Source organism: Stutzerimonas chloritidismutans AW-1 (assembly GCF_000495915.1).
Taxonomy (GTDB): Bacteria; Pseudomonadota; Gammaproteobacteria; order Pseudomonadales; family Pseudomonadaceae; genus Stutzerimonas; species Stutzerimonas chloritidismutans.
Map to the genome: position 1 here is coordinate 80,963 of NZ_AOFQ01000005.1, position 17,414 is coordinate 98,376.

At 66.7% G+C, this 17,414-nt stretch carries 20 protein-coding genes; 1 reads left to right on the top strand and 19 read right to left on the bottom strand.

All coding sequences use genetic code 11. The annotated features are described in order from the left end of the window. Positions 1–870, top strand: a complete 870-nt coding sequence (locus tag F753_RS27015) for an ImmA/IrrE family metallo-endopeptidase (protein WP_023443904.1) — start codon at positions 1–3, stop codon at positions 868–870. A 57-nt stretch (positions 871–927) separates the two neighbouring features. Here the strand turns inward: F753_RS27015 and F753_RS27020 are convergent, their stop codons facing one another. From F753_RS27020 to F753_RS27110, 19 genes are all read right to left on the bottom strand, one after another. Continuing rightward, positions 928–1,677, bottom strand: coding sequence for a TIGR03747 family integrating conjugative element membrane protein (locus F753_RS27020; protein ID WP_023443905.1), 750 nt, complete (start codon positions 1,675–1,677; stop codon positions 928–930). Then, positions 1,674–3,830 carry a type IV conjugative transfer system coupling protein TraD gene (gene traD / locus F753_RS27025; protein ID WP_023443906.1) on the bottom strand — a complete coding sequence of 719 codons (2,157 nt, stop codon included), beginning with the start codon at positions 3,828–3,830 and terminating at the stop codon, positions 1,674–1,676. Before traD ends, F753_RS27020 begins: the two co-directional genes overlap by 4 nt. An 8-nt stretch (positions 3,831–3,838) precedes the next feature. Further along, positions 3,839–4,372 carry an integrating conjugative element protein gene (locus tag F753_RS27030; RefSeq protein ID WP_023443907.1) on the bottom strand — a complete coding sequence of 178 codons (534 nt, stop codon included), beginning with the start codon at positions 4,370–4,372 and terminating at the stop codon, positions 3,839–3,841. Continuing rightward, positions 4,369–4,989: a lysozyme family protein gene (locus tag F753_RS27035; RefSeq protein WP_023443908.1), complete on the bottom strand. Its 621-nt coding sequence runs from the start codon at positions 4,987–4,989 to the stop codon at positions 4,369–4,371. The genes F753_RS27030 and F753_RS27035 overlap by 4 nt, the downstream gene beginning before the upstream one ends. After that, entirely contained in the window at positions 4,974–5,693 is a 720-nt protein-coding gene (locus F753_RS27040; protein WP_023443909.1) for a TIGR03759 family integrating conjugative element protein, read from the bottom strand. Before F753_RS27040 ends, F753_RS27035 begins: the two co-directional genes overlap by 16 nt. 9 nt (positions 5,694–5,702) lie before the next feature. Next, complete coding sequence (locus F753_RS27045; protein WP_023443910.1) at positions 5,703–6,350, bottom strand: hypothetical protein; 648 nt, start codon at positions 6,348–6,350, stop codon at positions 5,703–5,705. Then, positions 6,347–6,916: a PFGI-1 class ICE element type IV pilus protein PilL2 gene (gene pilL2, locus F753_RS27050; protein WP_023443911.1), complete on the bottom strand. Its 570-nt coding sequence runs from the start codon at positions 6,914–6,916 to the stop codon at positions 6,347–6,349. The genes F753_RS27045 and pilL2 overlap by 4 nt, the downstream gene beginning before the upstream one ends. Positions 6,917–7,114: 198 nt before the next feature. Beyond that, positions 7,115–9,388, bottom strand: coding sequence for a helicase-related protein (locus F753_RS27055; protein ID WP_023443912.1), 2,274 nt, complete (start codon positions 9,386–9,388; stop codon positions 7,115–7,117). 99 nt (positions 9,389–9,487) lie between these two features. Further along, positions 9,488–9,793 carry a hypothetical protein gene (locus F753_RS27060; RefSeq protein WP_023443913.1) on the bottom strand — a complete coding sequence of 102 codons (306 nt, stop codon included), beginning with the start codon at positions 9,791–9,793 and terminating at the stop codon, positions 9,488–9,490. Positions 9,794–9,894: 101 nt separating this feature from the next. Further along, complete coding sequence (locus tag F753_RS27065; protein ID WP_016851995.1) at positions 9,895–11,004, bottom strand: DUF6094 domain-containing protein; 1,110 nt, start codon at positions 11,002–11,004, stop codon at positions 9,895–9,897. Between the two features lie 65 nt (positions 11,005–11,069). Further along, entirely contained in the window at positions 11,070–11,720 is a 651-nt protein-coding gene (locus F753_RS27070) for a hypothetical protein (RefSeq protein ID WP_023443914.1), read from the bottom strand. A gap of 84 nt (positions 11,721–11,804) precedes the next feature. Beyond that, positions 11,805–12,170: a hypothetical protein gene (locus F753_RS27075; RefSeq protein ID WP_020308045.1), complete on the bottom strand. Its 366-nt coding sequence runs from the start codon at positions 12,168–12,170 to the stop codon at positions 11,805–11,807. 89 nt (positions 12,171–12,259) lie between these two features. Continuing rightward, positions 12,260–12,871: a DUF3275 family protein gene (locus F753_RS27080; RefSeq protein WP_023443915.1), complete on the bottom strand. Its 612-nt coding sequence runs from the start codon at positions 12,869–12,871 to the stop codon at positions 12,260–12,262. Between the two features lie 55 nt (positions 12,872–12,926). Continuing rightward, positions 12,927–13,478: an STY4534 family ICE replication protein gene (locus tag F753_RS27085; protein WP_019751268.1), complete on the bottom strand. Its 552-nt coding sequence runs from the start codon at positions 13,476–13,478 to the stop codon at positions 12,927–12,929. Between the two features lie 343 nt (positions 13,479–13,821). After that, complete coding sequence (locus tag F753_RS27090; RefSeq protein ID WP_023443916.1) at positions 13,822–14,187, bottom strand: DUF3085 domain-containing protein; 366 nt, start codon at positions 14,185–14,187, stop codon at positions 13,822–13,824. 65 nt (positions 14,188–14,252) lie between these two features. Further along, the gene (locus F753_RS27095; protein WP_023443917.1) at positions 14,253–15,050 is read right to left on the bottom strand and encodes a hypothetical protein; all 798 of its coding nucleotides are present in this window, start codon (positions 15,048–15,050) and stop codon (positions 14,253–14,255) included. Positions 15,051–15,340: 290 nt separating this feature from the next. Continuing rightward, positions 15,341–16,057, bottom strand: coding sequence for a DUF5983 family protein (locus tag F753_RS27100; RefSeq protein ID WP_023443918.1), 717 nt, complete (start codon positions 16,055–16,057; stop codon positions 15,341–15,343). 250 nt (positions 16,058–16,307) lie between these two features. Continuing rightward, complete coding sequence (locus tag F753_RS27105) at positions 16,308–16,700, bottom strand: hypothetical protein (RefSeq protein ID WP_023443919.1); 393 nt, start codon at positions 16,698–16,700, stop codon at positions 16,308–16,310. Positions 16,701–16,724: 24 nt separating this feature from the next. Then, positions 16,725–16,976 (bottom strand): hypothetical protein, encoded by a 252-nt coding sequence (locus F753_RS27110; RefSeq protein WP_023443920.1) that lies wholly within the window; start codon positions 16,974–16,976, stop codon positions 16,725–16,727. Positions 16,977–17,414 lie beyond the last annotated feature (438 nt).

A 17,414-nucleotide genomic window follows, 5' to 3' on the forward strand; every position in this document is an offset into this window, starting at 1 on the left:
ATGGACGAGGCGGATGTCAGGCAGAGAGCGCGCGCGTTTGCCGCGAGAGTCGATGTTTCGAACATCCGAGAAGACCTGTCCCCGTATGTGACCGCGGCTAACGCCAAGGTCAAGAAGGATGAGCTTGACGAGGGGGAGTCTGGCTATACCGTTACCAAGCCGAACGGAAAGCACATCATCACTGTGAATTCGCTGGAAACCGAAGAGCGCCAGCGCTTCACTGTCTGCCACGAAATAGCTCATATCGTGCTTGGCTTGGAATCAAGTCACGACGAGGTGCCGTCATGGTCCTATGCAAAGCGACATCCGAACGAGATCGCCTGCGACACGTTTGCCGCTGAACTGCTGATGCCCTATCAGCAATGGCTCTCCGCTGTTCCCAAGGAAGAGCCCTCCCTGGATCTCATCCAACACATGGCCGACTTGTTCGGCACATCATTCCCTGCAGCGGCGTCAAGGTTTGCCAGTCTTAGCGATATGCCGTGCGCATTCGTCACCATGGAGCGCGGTGCGGTGCGGTATGCCGCACGCTCAACGGCCTTGCGGCAAGCAGGGGCCTGGATACCTCCCAGGTCGGTCATTCCAGCAGGCTCCGTGGCTCACCGAATCCGCTCTTCAGGGAATAGCGCTACTGAGACGGGGGAAGTTTCACAGGACGTCTGGTTCGACAACTGGGAAAAGGGCCTTGACCTCTGGGAACTTTCAAGACATTACCAGCGCACCGATACCACCATCTCCTTGCTATGGTTCGACAGCGACGATTTGCCGGAGGTTGAGGTGAACCGCTTCGGCGCACGTGTCGAAGACGATGGAGGCTTGGCAGAATTGACGGGAGAACTGCCATGGCCGGGGCGAAGCAGGCGCCGCTGAAAAGCGATCACGGCCACGACCGCAAGGAGGTGACTCTTATGCGCCATTTGCGCGTTCTTACAGGTACTTCTTGAACGTCGCCGCCGCAATGCACACCGCCACGCCGAGCAGCGCGGCACTGGGCAACAGGATCAGCAGCGGGTTCACGCTGACCGGCAGTGCCAGGTAAGTCACCCACGGCAGCACGGCCAGCGGGATCAGGCTGGCCCTGGCGCGGTGATAGATGAACCCCGATTCACGCCCCGCGCCGAAGCGGCGGATGTCACGGCGCACCAGACCGTCCACCAGCCCGACGAAGGCGGCCATCAGGAACAGTGGCAGGGTCAGGCACAGCACCAGCAGCCGAACGAGGAAGACCAACGTCGTGTAGGCCGAGGCGATCAGGTAGCTCTCCATGCTCACGTAGACCAGGCCGATGTAGTAACGGAAGTCTTTGGTCGGGCGATGGCTGCCGGCGCTGGCCTGCGCCGAGGCGTCGCGTATCCAGTCCAGCAGACCGCTTTTCACGAACAGCCAGTCGTAGCCCTGCTCGACCAGCTGGTGCGCGGTGCGCCCCGGCTCCTGCACCAGCGCGCTGCGCGTGAAATGCGTGGAGAGCTGGTCCAGCTCGTAGTGCAGCATGCCCTGCGCGTGGCGCCAGCCCTGCTCGGGCCAGAAGAAGTGCATGCCGACGCATTCGATCAGGATGCACAGCAGCAGCGCGCCGCACAGCACGCCGAAGAAGCGGAACGGCAGCGTGACCAGGCCGGCGATCAGGCCTTGCTGTCGTTGCTGCTGGCGCTGTGCTGCGACGGCCGGATCGCTCATGCTTCGGCCTCTTCAGCGGCGGCCATCTGCCTGAAGTCGTCCAGCAGGTCGTCGGGCAGCGCCTTGTCCTGCAGGCCGGGGATGCCTTGGTTCTCCCACCAGTCTCCTGCCTCGACGTAGTGCTGCCGCATGTAGCCGGCCAGCTCCTGCAGATCCTTCGGCATGGCTTCGTCGGGATCGGGTGCCGGCAGCGGCATGCGGACTTTCCAGAGGTTGCCGCCCTCGATCAGCGCGAAGCACTGGCCCTTGGGCAGCGCCACCACATGCGCGGGCTCGATCAGCGGCACGCTGTTGCTGCTGATGCGGTCCTGGGTGTTGGACGTGAACGCGGTATTGCCGTGCGGGTCGGAGCTGTCGGTGGCGCCGCTCATCAGTGCCGTGGCGTAAACCTCGACCTTGGGCAGTTGTCGCGTCAGCAGCTCGGCGGTGGCGGTCTCGCGCACGCGCAGCATGAACAGATTGTTGAAGTTCCCGACCACCTGGCCGGCCTTGGCGCGGTTGCCGATGCGCGCCTCGATGTCGCTCAAGGTCTGCGTGTAGGCCGTCACCTGCACGCCGGCACCGCCGCCCTTGTTGACCATCGGGATGAACTCGTCGCCCATGAGTTCATTGAATTCGTCGGCGTGGACGTTGATCGGAATCTTGGCGCCCGCCGCGGCGCCGGGCAGCCCGTCGTCGATGCCGAACTTGTAGATGTGGCCGGCGACCGAGACCAGATCGCTGAACATCGAGTTGCCCACCGCCGCCGCGACTTCGGCGTCGGACAGCGCATCCAGCCCCACGTAGACCACCGCGCGTTTGCGGATGACCTGCATCCAGTCGAAGATCGGCCGCGGGTCGGACAGGTCGGAATAGTTCGGTGCGAGCAGTTGCGCGATCTTGCCGGTGGTGAGCTTCTCCAGCAGCGGCAGCAGCGAAGCGACGATCTTGTCGAAGTACGTCCGGTCGTAGCGCACGGCGCTGCGCAGGCCGTCGAGCACCGGGTCATAGATGCGCACCTGGGACAGGTACTGTTCGAGGGCCACCACGCGCTTCTCGCGCCCGATCATGTTGCGCGGGATGTTCTTCTCGTTGAGCTTGCCTTCGAGCTGGACGATGACCTCCCAGGCCTTCGGCTCGTTCTTGGCGAAGTAGTGCTGGGCGTACTCGATGAACAGCGCGTCGATGTTGATGACGTGGCGCTGGATCAGCAGGTAGTCCGGACGCTGCCCCAGCTCGACCAGGGCGCGCGCGATGATGTTGACGAAGCGCCAGGCGAACTCGCGGAACGCCGCGCTGTTGCCCTCGCCCGAGAGCTGTCCGGCGATGCGCGTGGCCACCTCGGAGATCCGCCCGAACCGGCCCACGGCGTTGTAGCGCGCCGAGATGTCGGGCCAGCCCAGATGGAACACGTAGAACTCGCCTTCGCGCCCGGCGCGCTTGGCCTCGACGTACATGCGCTTCAACAGGTCGGCGTCGCCCTTGGGGTCGAAGACGATCACCACCTCGTGCTCGCCGCGGACCTTGCGGCGGATGTCCTGGGTGATGAACAGCTCGGCCAGCCGCGTCTTGCCCACGCGCGTGGTGCCCAGCACCAGGGTGTGGCCGACGCGCTCGCCCAGCGGCAGGGTGACGTCGACCTCGTGCGGCTCGATGCCATGCAGGCGTGGCAGTCCGCCGACCGACGGCAGTGGTCGCGCCGGGTTGAGCGGGCTGTCCCAGGCCAACGCGCGCGCCAGCGTCGAGACGGGAAACGGCGCGAACTCAAGCCGCTCCTCCAGCCGCCGGGCGGCCCGGTAGGTCGCCGTCGGCTCGACGTAGCGGCGGAACTCCGGCCGATAGGTCTGCATCAGCCGGTGCGTGTGCCGCTGTTCCCAGCGAAAGCCCTGGCCGACGAACAGCCGTTGCTGACTCACCGGCACGTCGCGACTTGTCATCACGTAGCGCGGCAGGCGGCGGATGTTGCGGCGATAGCGCAGGATCGCCCAGGCATCGCGCAGGCGAATCGCGCCGAAGGTCAGGAAGGCCAGCGCCGAGCCCAGGCCGAGCAGCGGGTTCAGCGCGAGCGACCACGGTGCCACCAGGCACAGAATCGCGGCGCCGGTGCAGACCGCCACGGTATAAAGCTCCACCGCTGGCCGCAGCAAGACCTCGACCGCATGCGGTTGGGCCATTTGCGCACCTACTGCTCGACACCGGTGGCCGTGATGAGCACCGGGTAGTGGCGCAGGCCCAGGCGCTGGGCCAGGTCATCGCCGGAGGCCGGCGACAGGATCAGGCCGGGCGCCAGCCTGCGCAGCGCCGTCAGCGCGGCCATCGACTCCACGTTGACCACCAGGCCCACGGCCCCCAGCTCGCGCAGCGCCGCCTGCCGCTGCCGCAGCCAGGCGCGCGAACGCTCGTCGTCGCCGATCAGGAACAGCGCCGTCAGGCCCGGCGCCCGGATGACGCGGCGCTGCACCTCGCCCGGCGACAGTTGCGTCGAGCGCACCGGCAGCATGGCGGCTTCGGCGTCGGCCGCGTTGCCCGCGCGAAGGGCTGGCATCTGGGCCGGCGGCGTGGCCTGATCCGGCTGAGGATTCAGCGACTGGTAGTACGGCAGCGCGGAGTCGCCGCCGCGGTCTTCGACGACGATCAGCGGCGCGGAGACGGTCTGGGCGAAGACGGTGGTCGTGGGCAGCAGCCCGATGGCGGCGATGAGAACGATGTGGTTCATGGCGTGGTGGCCTGGAGGGTGGGAACGGGAACGCCGGGGTCGAGCACGCGGGTCAGGTGCCGATGCACACTGCGCCGGTAGCGCGCCGCGGGTGCCCCGCCGGCGGGCCGGTGGTAGCGGCCGATGGCAAGCAGCCAGTCCTCGCCCGGCGTGTGCTGTTCGCGCAGGATTTCCGCAGCGATGGCGAGGTTGCGGTACGGGTCCAGCAGCTCGCAGGGCTGCGTGTAGCGATGCGTGTGGTAGCCGAGATTGACCTGGCCGAGGCCGGCGTCGATGCGATTGGCCGGCGTGTGGGCGAGCGCACGATGCAGCCCCGCGCAGGCCTCGGCGCGGGTGGCATAGCGCTGCGGCGTGCCGGCGACGTTGAGCGTCCACGGCCAGGGGATCAGACGCCCGCGCAGCTTGGCGCCGCTCTCCTGCAAGGCCACCGCGTACAGCACCGCCGCCGGCACGTCTGCACGATGCGCCGCCAGTTGATAGGCCGGCGGCGGCACTTCCCGCGCCAGAGCGGCCAACGCCCAGCCGCCGGTGGCGAGCAGCAGCGCGGCGCTGGCGCAGCGGATGGCGACGCGGGACGGCCGACGCTCCCGGCCCGGCGTACCTACTGCCGCTGCCATTGGCCGTTCACCTCGCGCACCACGGCCGGCAGATCGCCGGGGAGGCCGAGCGACAGCCAGCGCCCCGCATCGTGGTTGAGCGTGATGGTGCGGGCGCGCACCCTGGTCGGGTCGATGCCCGCCTGGGTGGCCCACTGCCGGATGCGCGCGTCGTCCTGACGGCTGCCGACCATGTAGAGATCGAAGGCCGTGCCGGCCGCCTGCAACTGCTGCACGCGCTGCGCGCACGGCGCGCAGTCGGCCTTGACGAAGACCGCCAGGCGCCCGGAGCCGGTGTTGCCGGCACCCTGCGCCTTGGCGCCGAGCAGGCTCACGCGCGGCTGGCCGGGAAACAGGCGCTGCCACGCCGCGTCGTAGGCCCGCTGGTAGGCCAGCGTCTTGCCGACGCGCCGGGCCTCGGCCTGCACCTGCAACTCCGCGTAGCGCCTGCGCTCCTCCTCGCTGCGGGCCTCGATGCCCAGCGCCGTGAGCGGATCGAGCTGGGGCGAATAGACTCCGAGCGGCCCCTCCATCAGTTGCCGGTAACGCGCCCACTCCTCGGGGCGAAGCCCCCACTCCCGCGCCTGCCTCTCGTCGAGCGCGGCCTCGGCGTCCGGCTGCACCTGGGCGGGCACCATGCGCGAGTTCGTCACCGGGGCCGGCTGGGCGGATGCGCCGAAAGCGGCGAACAGGACGACGGCAGCGAGCGACGGCCGCAGGTTCATGGCGACCTCCTACGGCACCGCAACGCGCTGCGTCTGACCGTTCACCTGGAACACGCCCGCCTGCGCCTCGATGGACTGCAGTTGCCAGCCGCCCTCGGCATCGCCCTCGCGCAGCAGCCGGGCGCCCGCGAGCGAGGCCGCGGCGGTGGAGGTGATCGACAGAAAGCGCTCGCCTCCCCGCAGCTCCACGCCGAGCACCCGGAACGGCGGCTCCGGCACCTTGGGCTTCGTCGCAACCGGAGCGCGCGGGCGAGCGGCGGATGCCACCTGCCGGGTCTTCTCCAGACGGGTCTCGATTCCGTTCACGCGCGCCTGCAGCGTCTGCAGGTCGATCGCCAAGGCCCTCGCCTCATCGGCCTCTTCAAGGCGCGTCATCCGTTCGTCCAGCGCCTGCCGCGCGGTGGCGAATTCGGGCTGGCTGACCGGCACCGGCCGGCGCTTGTCCGCATCGGCCTGTTGTTCGAGATCGGCCACGCGCAGGCCCAGCGCCCTGACCTGCGCATCCTGTGCGCTGCTCTGGGTCTGTTCGGCGAGCCGCGACAGGCCGACGCTGTTGATGAGTGCCACGGCACTGATGAGCAGCAGCCAGAAGGCCGCGGCGATCTTGAGCCAGCGCGTGCGGGAATTGCGCTCGGATGGCGCCTGGGGAAAAGTCATGGCTGCATCTCCTCGGGCCGGTCGGCGTCCGGCACGGGCGTGGCGGCGCCGGGCGGGTTGGCGGAAAGGAAGGTGGGAGTACCGTGCCGGCTGAAGCAGACCTGGCGGGTCAAGCCATCGACCGACAGCTCCCAGGCGGGGCCGGCAAGGGTCAGCAAGGCATCGCGCAGCATCAGCGGGCCAAGGCGCAGGTGTGCGGCGGGCAGCGGCAGCGCGTAGAGCGTGGCGGCCTCGGCCGCATCGCAGAGCCGATAGCCGGAGCGTAGCAACACATGGCGCATGGCATCGCCCACGCTGGCATCGAACATGGGCGGAATCGAGACCTCCACCGCCTGCTGCAAGAGATCACGCTGCGCAGGTTCCGGCACCAGCTCGACCAGGGTGTAGCGGCCGTAGCGGGCCACCGGAACGAAACCCGGCTCCGGCGCGACGGCGGTTGGCGATGCGGCCGGCACCGCTGGCGCAGACGACGCGGCGGTCGTGGCGCAGCCGGCGGCCAACAGGCTGCCGGCCAGCAAGCCAGCGGCGAGGGCCAGGCGGTGAACAGCGCGGATGGATGGTTGCATGGAGGGCGCTTCCCTGGAACACGGAGCGCTCACCATCGCCGCCGCTTGGCCTGCGGGCAGCAAACAAAACGCACTGACGCCCGCCCGAATACATGGCTGGGCAGCGCCATGGACTGTCATACGCCCAAGAAAAACGGCCCCGAAGGGCCGTGGAAAGAAGCCGGCGACCCCGAGGGGCCACCGGCATGGGCACATGGATCAGACCGTGACAAGCTGCCGGGCCAGTGCGACCTCGACGGAATCACCATCCTGGTTCAGAACATCCAGGCCCGACTCGGGTACGTCTCCCGACGTGCTTTGCGAGACCATGATCTTCCTGGCCATCAACCCCAGGCAGGTCATCTGCGAGGAGTTGGCATAGCCCAGGTAGATCACGCGCACCGGCTGCTTCTGGCCGATGCGCCATGAGCGCCGGGCGGCCTGCTGCAGCGAATACACGTTGTAGCCGGACTGGAGGAACACGATGGTCGGGAACTCCAGCAGGTCCAGGCCGGTTTTCACCAGCTCGGGATTGGTGATGAGCACGTCGATGCCACGGTCCAACTGCTCGGCGATCCAGTCCTCGCGGCGGGAGGCATCCACGCTCGCGCGCAGTACCGCAACCTTGAAGCCTTCCTGCTCCAGCAGCACCTTCAAACGCGACGTGGTATCGCGCGTGCCGGTGTAGACCGAATAGACCAGGGTCTTGCGACCTTCCGCCTTCTCTTGCTTGCAGATCTCGATCAGCTCGCGCTCCTTGGGCATCACCTCCAGCTCGTTGAACTGAGCCGGTACGAACGCCAAGGTGTTGCGCGTGCGCGGATGCACCACGGTTTCCGACCGGAAGCAGCAGTCCGGCCAGGCCAGCAGCACGTTGAGGACCACACCGAGCAGCGTCGTGTCGCGCTTCGCCAGGGCCTGCTTCAGCTCCTGGGTCAGGCGACCCGCCAGATCGCGGTAGGCCGCGGCTTGCGCCGTGTCCATCGCGACTTCGCGGAACTCCTCGTCGTAGGGCGGCAGCACGTTGCCACCGATGTCCTTCAACTTGAGGAAGACCGTGAACGGCAGGACGCAACGCAGTACGCCCTTGGGACCGAAACCCGGCGCCTTGACCGTGCGCACCGATACCTTGGTGCCCTTGGCCGTCTTGTGCGCCGTGCCGGTGCTCTCGGAGTAGATGTCCTTCAAGACACCGTGATCGCGCATGAACGCCATCGCGGCCGAGGTCATGCTGCCGCTCTTCGTCGGCCGGTAGCCGTCTTCGATCATCCGCCCCGGCAGGGCGCGGAACAGCAGGTGGAACAGGTCGTCGCCGTAGCCGCCCATCAGCGTGCCGGTGAGCAATAGCGTCTTGCGCGCCTTGGCCGCCAACACCCCCATGGCCTGGCCCTGTGCGGAGCCGCCGTTCTTGTACTCGTGCGCCTCGTCGGCGATGAGCAGGTCGAACGTGCCTTGGGGAAGCTGCCTCTTGATGAACTCGGACGGCTGGTAGCCGCCCTCGCCGAAGCCGAACTCCATGTTGGCCATCGCACGTTCCATGCGATGGGCTTGCCGGTCCGAGAAGACCAGCTCGCCGTTGCCATCCATCAGGTTGATGAACTCGTGGATGTTGTCCCCGAGCATCGACGCGAGGAAGGCGTCACCGAACTTCTGCATCAGCTTCTGCGCGGTGACTTCGCCAATGGTTGGAATACGCTTCAGTGCCTTGAGCACCGTCGAGGACTGGTCGCTGGCGGACAGCCCTCTGGGACGGATCAACGACCACAGCGGTGCACGGCAGTGGCTGCACTTGCGGCGGGACTCCTCGGCTTCGAGTTCGACCGGGTTGATCGGCTCGCCGTCGAGGTCGGTGATGACATGCCCGCAATCCGGGCAGGCCCCCACGTCGCCGTGAGGCGTGCGCCGCCGAACGAAGACAGGCTTCCAGTGGAACCCCATCCGCATCCGCACGCGGCCCAGGACGAAGAACTCCTGGCCCTGGGCCGGCACGCCCAACTGCTCGCGCAGTTTCAGCAGCTTGACCAGCGTGTCCGGGCCATTGAGCACCCAGACCTTGGCACCGGCCACCGTCTCCTGGATTTCGCGCCGCCACTTGTAGACCAAGTGGGGTGGCGAGAGCACCAGGGTGCGGCGGTAGCCCTCGGCGTTGAGCACGGCGGCCGTGGCGATGCCGACGGTCGTCTTGCCGCAGCCCATCTCGCCATTGACGATCGCGGCGCGTTCGCCGCGATCGACCAACAGCTCGGTGACGGCGTGGACCACATCGGCTTGCGCCGGGAACAGCTTGCGCTTGAGCGCGGCGAGGATCAGTTGCCTATGCACCCGCACCTGGCCGGTGTAGACCGGAGGATTGGCGCGGTTCAGCGAATCGAGCAACTCGTCGCCGAACTCCGATACGAAGTCCTGCAGGCTGAGCGTGAGGGGTGAAGCAGCCGTTTCGAGCAGGTCGCCCTGCACAGCGGTTTCGGGAACGGTTTCGAGATCGAGGGACATGGTGATGCTCCAAAGCAATGGGGCATGCACCTCCCCCACGGGGCGGTGACATGCCCCTGGGTGGGAAGAAAGAAGCGGCGCGAGGCCGCTGGATGCGGATCAGTATTCGCTGGGCAACAGCAGCGTGGTGACGCTGCGATCCCATTCGGTGATGATCCAGAGCTTCAGGCCGGGCGTGACCTGGTAGGACGAGAACAGACGATCCTCGCCGGACTTCAGCGCGGCGTCGTTCTGCCGCCGATCGCTGTCGCTCAGGTCGCCCCAATCGCCATGAAGATGGCGGCGCAGGTACGGCGAGGGGTTGAGCCGGCCCTGTCGGACCAGCTCGTCGACGCCGGCGGTCATGACCACCTGCCCTGGCGAAAAGCGTGCTTGTGACCCGAGGTTGAGGACTGCGAGTGCCATGGTGGTTTCTCCTTCTGGAAGAAGGGGCCACGGCACCCCATCGGGGCAACGTGACCCCGGTGGGTGGATGAAAGCGACGGCGAACCGTCAGGGAACAGCGATCAGCGGATGGTCAGCACTTCGCCCCACGTGGGCGATCCCAGCGTCAAGTCCCATGCACGAATGACCGGCACGAACTTGTCGGTGAGGATGCGCGTCTCGGCCACGGAGCCGTCGTCGCGTTCGGTGTATTCCGTCTGGAGCGTCTTCTCCTTGTGGGTGTCACCTTTGACTACCAGCACGCGCCCGGTCTTGGACGTCACTACGCCGGAAATCGCGCCCGCGGCCAGGGCCAGGGCGAGATGCCAGTGCGACAAGGCCCGCGCGGGCGGACGCAGCGACTGCTGCGCGGCCCCCAGGTGCGTATCGAGCGCCGGCCAGAGTCCTTGCAGCCGGCCGACTTCATCGGCGAACTGCTCGGGCTCCATCGTCACGCGATAGAAGTGCTCCGGCTCGGCCGGGCTGGCAGGGACGGTGTACGGCAGGAACGGCCATTCGAGCGGCAGTTCCTCGGCTTCGGCGTCACCCTGTCCAATCTGCAGCAGCAGACCGCGGGTGGCCTTGACCGAATCCGATGCCTGGTCGCGCTGACGAATCCTGCGACCGAAGATCACCACCTGCTTGAACTGCGTTTCCACCGCACGGTAGATGCGCAGGTCGGCGAAGTGGCGCGTCAGCCATCCGACCAGCTCGGCGTCGAGCACGTAGGACGGCACGATGAAGATCAGCACGCCGCCGTACTGCAGCAGCGGCAGCGCGCGCTGATAGAACAGCTTTTCCAGCCGCGCACGGCCCTGGCCCTGATAGCCGATGTTGCCGTTCACGTCCTTGCTCAGGTCGCCATACGGCGGGTTCAGCCACAGCAGCCCGAAGGACTGGCGCGAGATCAGCGTGTCCATCAGGTCACCGTGGATGCAGCGATCGACCAGTTGCCGTGCGTGGCGGGCACGCTCGGCGTCGTACTCGACGACGAAGGCCTGGACCTGCTCGCGCCCGAGGGCGTGGGCGGCTTCGGCAATCGCCACGCCTTCGCCGGCGCAGGGATCGAGGATGGACATGGAGCCGGGAGACGGCGCCAGTGCGGACAAGGCCCGCTCCAGCGTCGGCTCGTCGGTGGGGAAGTAGCCGTTACGAATGAAATTGCGCGCCAGGCGCGGAAACATGAGTGCCATGGATTTCTCCTGGTGATGGATGAGGGAAGGCGGGCACGCGCGGCGCGCATGCCCGTGGGGATGGCTCACGCCACACGCCGAAGCGGTGCGTTCGCGGCCAGTTCGTACTGCGTGGCGCCGAGGGTGCCGTTGCGGATCAGCTCGCCCAACGCCTTCGTCAGCGCCGGGACATCGAGGGCCAGCCGATGGCCTTCCAGCGGCCCGAGGGCCAAGGGAAGACCGGTCAGCATCCGCCGTGTCTGCAACAGCTCCAGCACGGTGCCGCGCCAGTGGTCGAGCAGTGGCAGCGGGCAGGTGTCCTGCACCAGCGTCCACAGCCGGTCGAGCCGGTGAGCGGAATCCCTGGGCAGAAGCGCCAGCGCGCTGGCGTTGGCCTTGTCTGGCTTCACGCAGCGACGATCGAACAGCCACACATTCGTCAGCGAACCGAACAGCGTTCGCCGATAGGCGCGGGTGATGCGCTTTTCCAGGTTCTCGACGTTGCCGACGAAGACCGGGATGGATGCGCCCTGCTCGGTGATGACGTGGAACTGATCCAGTCCCTGTTCATCCCGGCCGAGGGTCAGGCGGGCGAGGAACTCCTGAACGGCGGTGTCGCGCGCCCAGATCGAGAGAAAGACGAGATTGCCCTGCTCGTCACCGACGCAACCGTCGGCCATGAGGTCGGGGCATTCGTCGATGCGGTACAGCGGTTTCGCGGAAGAAGGTGCAGGCATGGTGATGTCCTCTTGAAAATGAAGGAGCAACCACAGCCCGCGGGGCCATGCTCGCCCCGGTTGGGTGAAGGAAGATGCGTGCCGCTAGACAGCGCGTCCCGCGTGGAAGCGGTGAACCCGCTCGCGCCACTCGGAGCTTTGCACCGGCGCCATGTCGAGATAGCGCAGCGGGCACGAGTAGTAGTACGGATGCACGGACTCATCGAGGGACTTGTAGCCCCAATCGCCGCCCGAGCTTTCCAGCAGGTGGCAGCCGATGTAGCAGACGGACTCACCGGCCGCGAGGCCCATGACGCCCGCCTGCCTGGCGGTGACGCGAACCACGGTCCACAGAACGTCGCCGTCCAGCGTGTGGTCGATGACTTCGCAGCAAGCGCGTTCGGACGCCTGCGGAGCGATCAGCTCGCGGATCAACTGATCGCGCGTCTGACGAACGAAGGTCCAGCCCATGAAGGTCTCCTTGAAGAAATGGCCGGAGCCCTCCCCGTCGGGGGAGAACCCCGGCGGGTGGCGGAATGCCGCGCAAGGCGGCGGATGGATCAGGCAGCTTTGAGGTGCCAGTCCTGGGACAACGGAGCGAACTCGTAGCCCAGCTTGTCAAGACGGTCGCGCTGCTGACGCAGCACACGACGATCCACGGTCGCATCGAGCTTCACGGTCTCGCCCAGGGGCCACAAGGCACCGAACAGCGCCGCGTCGTCTGCCTCGGCCGAGGCCGCAGCGGACACGGGAGCCGGTTCGCTGCCGAACGGCGTGGTATCGACCAGGGGATCGCGCGGACTGCGCGGCTTCGCCTTCGGCTTGGCCGGGGGCGTTGCCGGCGCGGGCGCCTGCGCTTCCTCGTCGATTGGATCGACTTCCTGCGGACTCAGCCGGCGGGCTTCGTCGCGGCTCAGGGCGTCGATGTTGGACAGCGTCATCCCGCCCAGATGGGCGCGGATCTCGATGACCATGCGGCCGTTGGCGTTGTACGTGGAGGGGCGAATCTCGACGATGGCGAAATCACCGTCGTACTTGCCCTCGCGGTACTGATCGAGTTCGGCGTTCTTCACGACGAACTCGCCGATCGAGGTCGCCAGGCGGCCGACGTTGAAGTCGCCGTTCCTGCCGTGGATGGTCTTGATGGCCAGTTGGCCGGGGATGGTGATCATGAAGGTCTCCTGCTGACGAAGAGAAGACAAGGCCCCGGGGATGGGGCCTTGCGGATCAGAACGACTCGGCAACGGCCAATGCGGGGGCATCGGCTGCGTCGTCGGCAGCATCGGCGACGGGCTCGGAAGGCTCCGGTGCCGAGGCTTGCTGCGCAGCGGGCGCGTCGGACGTCACAGGGACTTCCGGGTCGCGCTCGTCGGTCTCGGTCGGCTTGGGTTCGGCCTTGTAGACGAGCTTGCCGTCGACCTTGATCCAACTGACGAACAGCAGGCGGGCCTTGAGGCTCACACCCTGCTCGCCGGCACGCTTGCCCTTGGAGTAGGTGAAGGTGTCGGTCCACAGGTCGCCCAAGCGGAAGCCGATCATCACCTTCTTCTCGGCGTCGACCGCCTGAATGCAGCGGCGCACCAGGTGCTGCGCTTCCGAACCCGATACGCGCGTGTCGAAACGCACATACGAGACGTCGTCGCTGGGACCGTTCAGAGCCGCGATGTCGCAGGCCAGGAACGCATCGCCTTTCTTGGGCTTCACTTCGCGGATGCGATTGAGATACCCGAGGCCGGTGATGTGCAGATCGAAGTAGGACTTTTCGGTGGAAGTGGTCATGGTGAATCTCCTGAGAACAATGAGGCGGAGACACACCCGACCCAGGCGGGGAAGGTGTGGAACCCCCGCGTGGGTTGATGGAACAGCTTGGTGGCATCGCCATCGAGAACCGATGGCCGTTCGCGCATGGATGCCGGTGCGAACTGGAGTGATCAACGCGGTCGGAACCGCGTCGCAGCCTTGAAGATCGTGGCTGCCTGGGCATGTCGCTGACGGACGTCAGCGGAACATGGCCGGAAGCGTGGCGCCGGGACGGCGCGCAGGCGAGCGGCAATCGGCACTCGCGGCTGTCCGCATTGCCGGGAAGAAAGAGGCCCCCGGAGCGGGGGCCAGGGATGGGCGGTCAGTTACCGCTGGGCGTGGGAGGAACCGCCTGCAGCGACAGGTGTGTCGCGGTGGCGGACACGTCGAGGTCGTCCTCGCTGCGCAGGATGCGCGCAAACACGCCCTCCTGCGGATCGAAGAACTCGCCGAAGTCGTCGCCACCGAACTCGGCACGCGCCAGTTCCCACCAGTCGTCGAAGGCCTCGACATCCGGGTTGCAACCGGCGGCATAGGCGATGGTCTTCTGGCGACCATCGGGTCGGCGCTCGCCGCACTCGGCCAGAAAGTACACGCCCTGATCCTTGACCAGGATGACGCGGCATTGATTCGCCACCGCTTCGGCGAGCACGGGCCGCAGCTCCGTGCCTTTGAATCGAACAGTCATGAGTGTGATCTCCAGGGGGCAGGAAAAGAGGCTTCCCGCCGCGAGGGCGGGAAGCTGCTGTGAGATCAGTGCCGGATAGCCTTACGACACGACAGGCACTGCACGCGGATGCGCCGCCAACTCCCGTCGTCGATCAGCCGTTCCAGCGTCTCGCCGAGGGTGTCGAAGAACACCTCATCGACCCGTTCGACCAGCTCGCCGTCGCGGCGCAGCTCCACCGCGTAGAGGTCGAGGCCACGCTCATACAGCACGGTGACGCGACCCTGGAACTTCGTCGTGGCGACGGTGAAGCCGATGGCCGGCGGCGTGCGGATGATGTCGGCGGGCAGCGGATCGACCCAGGTGATGTCCCGCGCGCCGGCATCCACCAGCATGTGGGTGACGCGCCGGAAACCGTCGGGAGCGGGCAACTGCTCCAGTTGGTCGACCAGTTCCTGCAGCTCGGGGCAGCGGGGCTTGGGAATCGGCAGCTTCGCCGGTGCGGAACCGAGCACGAACCGCTTCACCGTGTAGGGCTGGCCGTCGGCGGTGAACTCGGTCTGCTCCTCGGGCGTGTCCGCCCGCTGACCGTCGAAGCGGCGTCTGACATAGGGTTCGACCTGCACCTTGGCGCCCTCGTCGGGCACTTCGGTCACGAGCGTGCGATCGAGTACCGCGAACTCGGCCCGTCCCGTCTTGACGACGATGGCCTCGTCGGTGGTGGCGATGACCTTGCCCTCGAAAGGCTTCGGGTCGATGTGAAAGCCCAGCGTCGAAACCTTGGGCTGGCCGTCGAAGATGTTGAATTTGAACGAACGGACGTTGGAAGGCACATGACCGACAACGAGCGTCGGCATCTGTGCGCGGATGGCTTGGGTATCCATGGGGAGACTCCTTGTGGCAACCAAGGGACTCCCGCCCGCAAGGGAGGTCTGTCCCTTGAGGGTGAGGTGGATGGACGCGGGTGCGCCCGGAGAACGAAGCAACCAGCACGGCGAACCGCGCCGCAGTCTTGAAGGTCTCGACTGCCTGGGCATGCTGCCGGCAACGCCAGCGAACATGCGGCCAGCGTGCGGCACATGGCGGCGACCGTCCGTTGGGAATCGGCAATGCGCCGGCACCGCGTTCCGCGAAAAAGAAGAGCCCCGACGTGGGGGCTCGAATGGGTTGCGGGTTACTCGTCGTCGTAGAGCGTCAGCCCGTCCAGCACGGGCGCGTCGGCATCGAACACCAACATGCGAACGTCGGCGAGCGCAGCCAGGTGCAACACTTCCACGAGGGACTCCGGCACGCCCTTGGCCCGGTGCTCCTGCCGCAGCTCTTCGGCGGTGATGCCCTCGACATGCTGCAGGTTCGCATCCGTCCAGGGGGTGGCGATCAGCTTCACGCCGACCGCCGGGCTGTAGGGAATGCGGAAGGCGACGAACAGAAAGCCGCTCGGCGTGGCGACGTCCGCCAGTTCGGCGAGGAAGCGGCCGGCCTCCTCGGTGATGTGCGCCGAACTGATTTCCCAGGCACGGCTGTAGAAGCCGGTCTCGAAGCGCAGGCGCCGCACCACCTCGCGCGCGGCTTCCTCGGAGTAGGTATCGCCGACGTGCAGCGGCTGGCCGGCTTCTTCGGCCATGACGGCGTAGACGAGGTTTCGGGCGATACCGTGGCTGGGGCACTGCGCGTCCAGCTCGGGCGGCACGTTCTGGCCCTCGGTGATCAGCGCGAAGTCGTCGCAGAAGACGCAGGCATGGCGCTCGACCTGGCTGTCCGGCAGGTGCGACTGCGAGACGTGCAGCGGCAGGTAGCTCAGCGGGCAGTCGTCGTCGTAGGAAATCGCCAGCAGCCGCTGCACGGACAGGCCATCGTAGCCGCGGGCGAAGGGATTGTTGGAATGGGACATGGGATTCCTCCAGCAGAGGATGGCCGAGGCAATCCCCTGCCGGGGATTGAACCCCAGCGAGTGGATGAAGTGGCAACCGGTCAGCCGGCCGCGGCGTCGGGCCGCCCTGGTGGCGGGCGGTGCAGGTCAGTGGAAGATGGTGATTCGGGACATGGCCGCTCCTGCGAAAAGAAGGAGGGACATGGCCCCGAACGAGGACGCATGTCCCTCGTGGGGTGGGATGAAAAGACGGTGGGTTGCCAGGCGCGGCTCACCAGCCGTTGTAGTGCAGCGTGAGGTCAGCGATGACCTGGCGCCGTTCCAGATCGAGGCCGCCGAAGTCGGACAGCCCCTCGAAGCCGCAACGCTTGAGCATCGCGCCGCCCTCGCGGGAGTTGTAGAAGCTCACCATCGCGGACAGGAACATGCGTTGACCGCTGCTCAGCACGCCCAGGGCGTCGTTGAGCATCAGCATGTTGGGCCGCAGGTCCCACTTGGTGGTGGCACGCTGCAGACCTTCGCGTGTGCCGTCGCCGAACCACTCGTGGCCGGCGATTTCGGCGCCGCGCTTCCATGCTTGGAAGAACGCTTCGGGCGCTTGGGAAAAATGCAGATCCTCCAGAGCGATCAGGTCGAGTACGTCTTGGGGCAAGGACTGGTTCATGAGGAATCTCCTGGCGAGAGGGTTTCAAGGCTTAAGCCGCTGTTGCCAGTGGCCTGTCTCCAGGGCATGGCGGGCGGCCTGGTACGAACGGAAGTACTGGACGGACTCACGCGAGACCGGACCTTCTGCATCGGTGGTGCCGATGTAGTGGCCGGCGGCGCTGTGGCAGACCTGCAGGGGCAGGCGCTTGCCGATGTGGACCAGGGCCAGATGGCCGATGGAATCGGCACAGGCCTGTGCGGGGCTGGGAAGCACCGCTGGGGGCGGACGGGGCATGGCAATCTCCTGGCGAAGGTCGGAGGCCACATCCCGAACGGGAGCGGAAACCTCCCGGTGGATGGAACAAAGCAGGCATCGGCGCCGCGAGGGCGTGCGTCCGCGGTGGTCGATGCGAAGCGGACTGGGCGGGTCGCACGGAGGAGCTCCGCGGCAGCCGGATGACCCTGGCTGCTGGCATGGTGCTGACGAGTCAGCGACGCATGATGGGAGGATCGGCGCGAGGAGGGTCGCTGTGGTCCAAGAAACAGAAATCCGTCATCACCGCAATGCCGCCGAATCCGGCTAGTGCCCTATGCACCAGGACCCGGTTGGGTACGACTGGTGCTGCGACGAAGCGATGGCGTATTGCGTATTGCGTATGAAGGCTGCGCCAGATGCTCCAGTGCTTGAATGCACCGAAAAGTCACTGCCTGACGGGATGAGATGGCTACACTG

Excerpts from the sequence above, each read along its gene's own strand:
- F753_RS27015 (WP_023443904.1), top strand. The coding sequence starts at position 1 with ATGGACGAGGCGGATGTCAGGCAGAGAGCGCGCGCGTTTGCCGCGAGA.
- F753_RS27020 (WP_023443905.1), bottom strand. The coding sequence starts at position 1,677 with ATGAGCGATCCGGCCGTCGCAGCACAGCGCCAGCAGCAACGACAGCAA.
- traD (WP_023443906.1), bottom strand. The coding sequence starts at position 3,830 with ATGGCCCAACCGCATGCGGTCGAGGTCTTGCTGCGGCCAGCGGTGGAG.
- F753_RS27030 (WP_023443907.1), bottom strand. The coding sequence starts at position 4,372 with ATGAACCACATCGTTCTCATCGCCGCCATCGGGCTGCTGCCCACGACC.
- F753_RS27035 (WP_023443908.1), bottom strand. The coding sequence starts at position 4,989 with ATGGCAGCGGCAGTAGGTACGCCGGGCCGGGAGCGTCGGCCGTCCCGC.
- F753_RS27040 (WP_023443909.1), bottom strand. The coding sequence starts at position 5,693 with ATGAACCTGCGGCCGTCGCTCGCTGCCGTCGTCCTGTTCGCCGCTTTC.
- F753_RS27045 (WP_023443910.1), bottom strand. The coding sequence starts at position 6,350 with ATGACTTTTCCCCAGGCGCCATCCGAGCGCAATTCCCGCACGCGCTGG.
- pilL2 (WP_023443911.1), bottom strand. The coding sequence starts at position 6,916 with ATGCAACCATCCATCCGCGCTGTTCACCGCCTGGCCCTCGCCGCTGGC.
- F753_RS27055 (WP_023443912.1), bottom strand. The coding sequence starts at position 9,388 with ATGTCCCTCGATCTCGAAACCGTTCCCGAAACCGCTGTGCAGGGCGAC.
- F753_RS27060 (WP_023443913.1), bottom strand. The coding sequence starts at position 9,793 with ATGGCACTCGCAGTCCTCAACCTCGGGTCACAAGCACGCTTTTCGCCA.
- F753_RS27065 (WP_016851995.1), bottom strand. The coding sequence starts at position 11,004 with ATGGCACTCATGTTTCCGCGCCTGGCGCGCAATTTCATTCGTAACGGC.
- F753_RS27070 (WP_023443914.1), bottom strand. The coding sequence starts at position 11,720 with ATGCCTGCACCTTCTTCCGCGAAACCGCTGTACCGCATCGACGAATGC.
- F753_RS27075 (WP_020308045.1), bottom strand. The coding sequence starts at position 12,170 with ATGGGCTGGACCTTCGTTCGTCAGACGCGCGATCAGTTGATCCGCGAG.
- F753_RS27080 (WP_023443915.1), bottom strand. The coding sequence starts at position 12,871 with ATGATCACCATCCCCGGCCAACTGGCCATCAAGACCATCCACGGCAGG.
- F753_RS27085 (WP_019751268.1), bottom strand. The coding sequence starts at position 13,478 with ATGACCACTTCCACCGAAAAGTCCTACTTCGATCTGCACATCACCGGC.
- F753_RS27090 (WP_023443916.1), bottom strand. The coding sequence starts at position 14,187 with ATGACTGTTCGATTCAAAGGCACGGAGCTGCGGCCCGTGCTCGCCGAA.
- F753_RS27095 (WP_023443917.1), bottom strand. The coding sequence starts at position 15,050 with ATGGATACCCAAGCCATCCGCGCACAGATGCCGACGCTCGTTGTCGGT.
- F753_RS27100 (WP_023443918.1), bottom strand. The coding sequence starts at position 16,057 with ATGTCCCATTCCAACAATCCCTTCGCCCGCGGCTACGATGGCCTGTCC.
- F753_RS27105 (WP_023443919.1), bottom strand. The coding sequence starts at position 16,700 with ATGAACCAGTCCTTGCCCCAAGACGTACTCGACCTGATCGCTCTGGAG.
- F753_RS27110 (WP_023443920.1), bottom strand. The coding sequence starts at position 16,976 with ATGCCCCGTCCGCCCCCAGCGGTGCTTCCCAGCCCCGCACAGGCCTGT.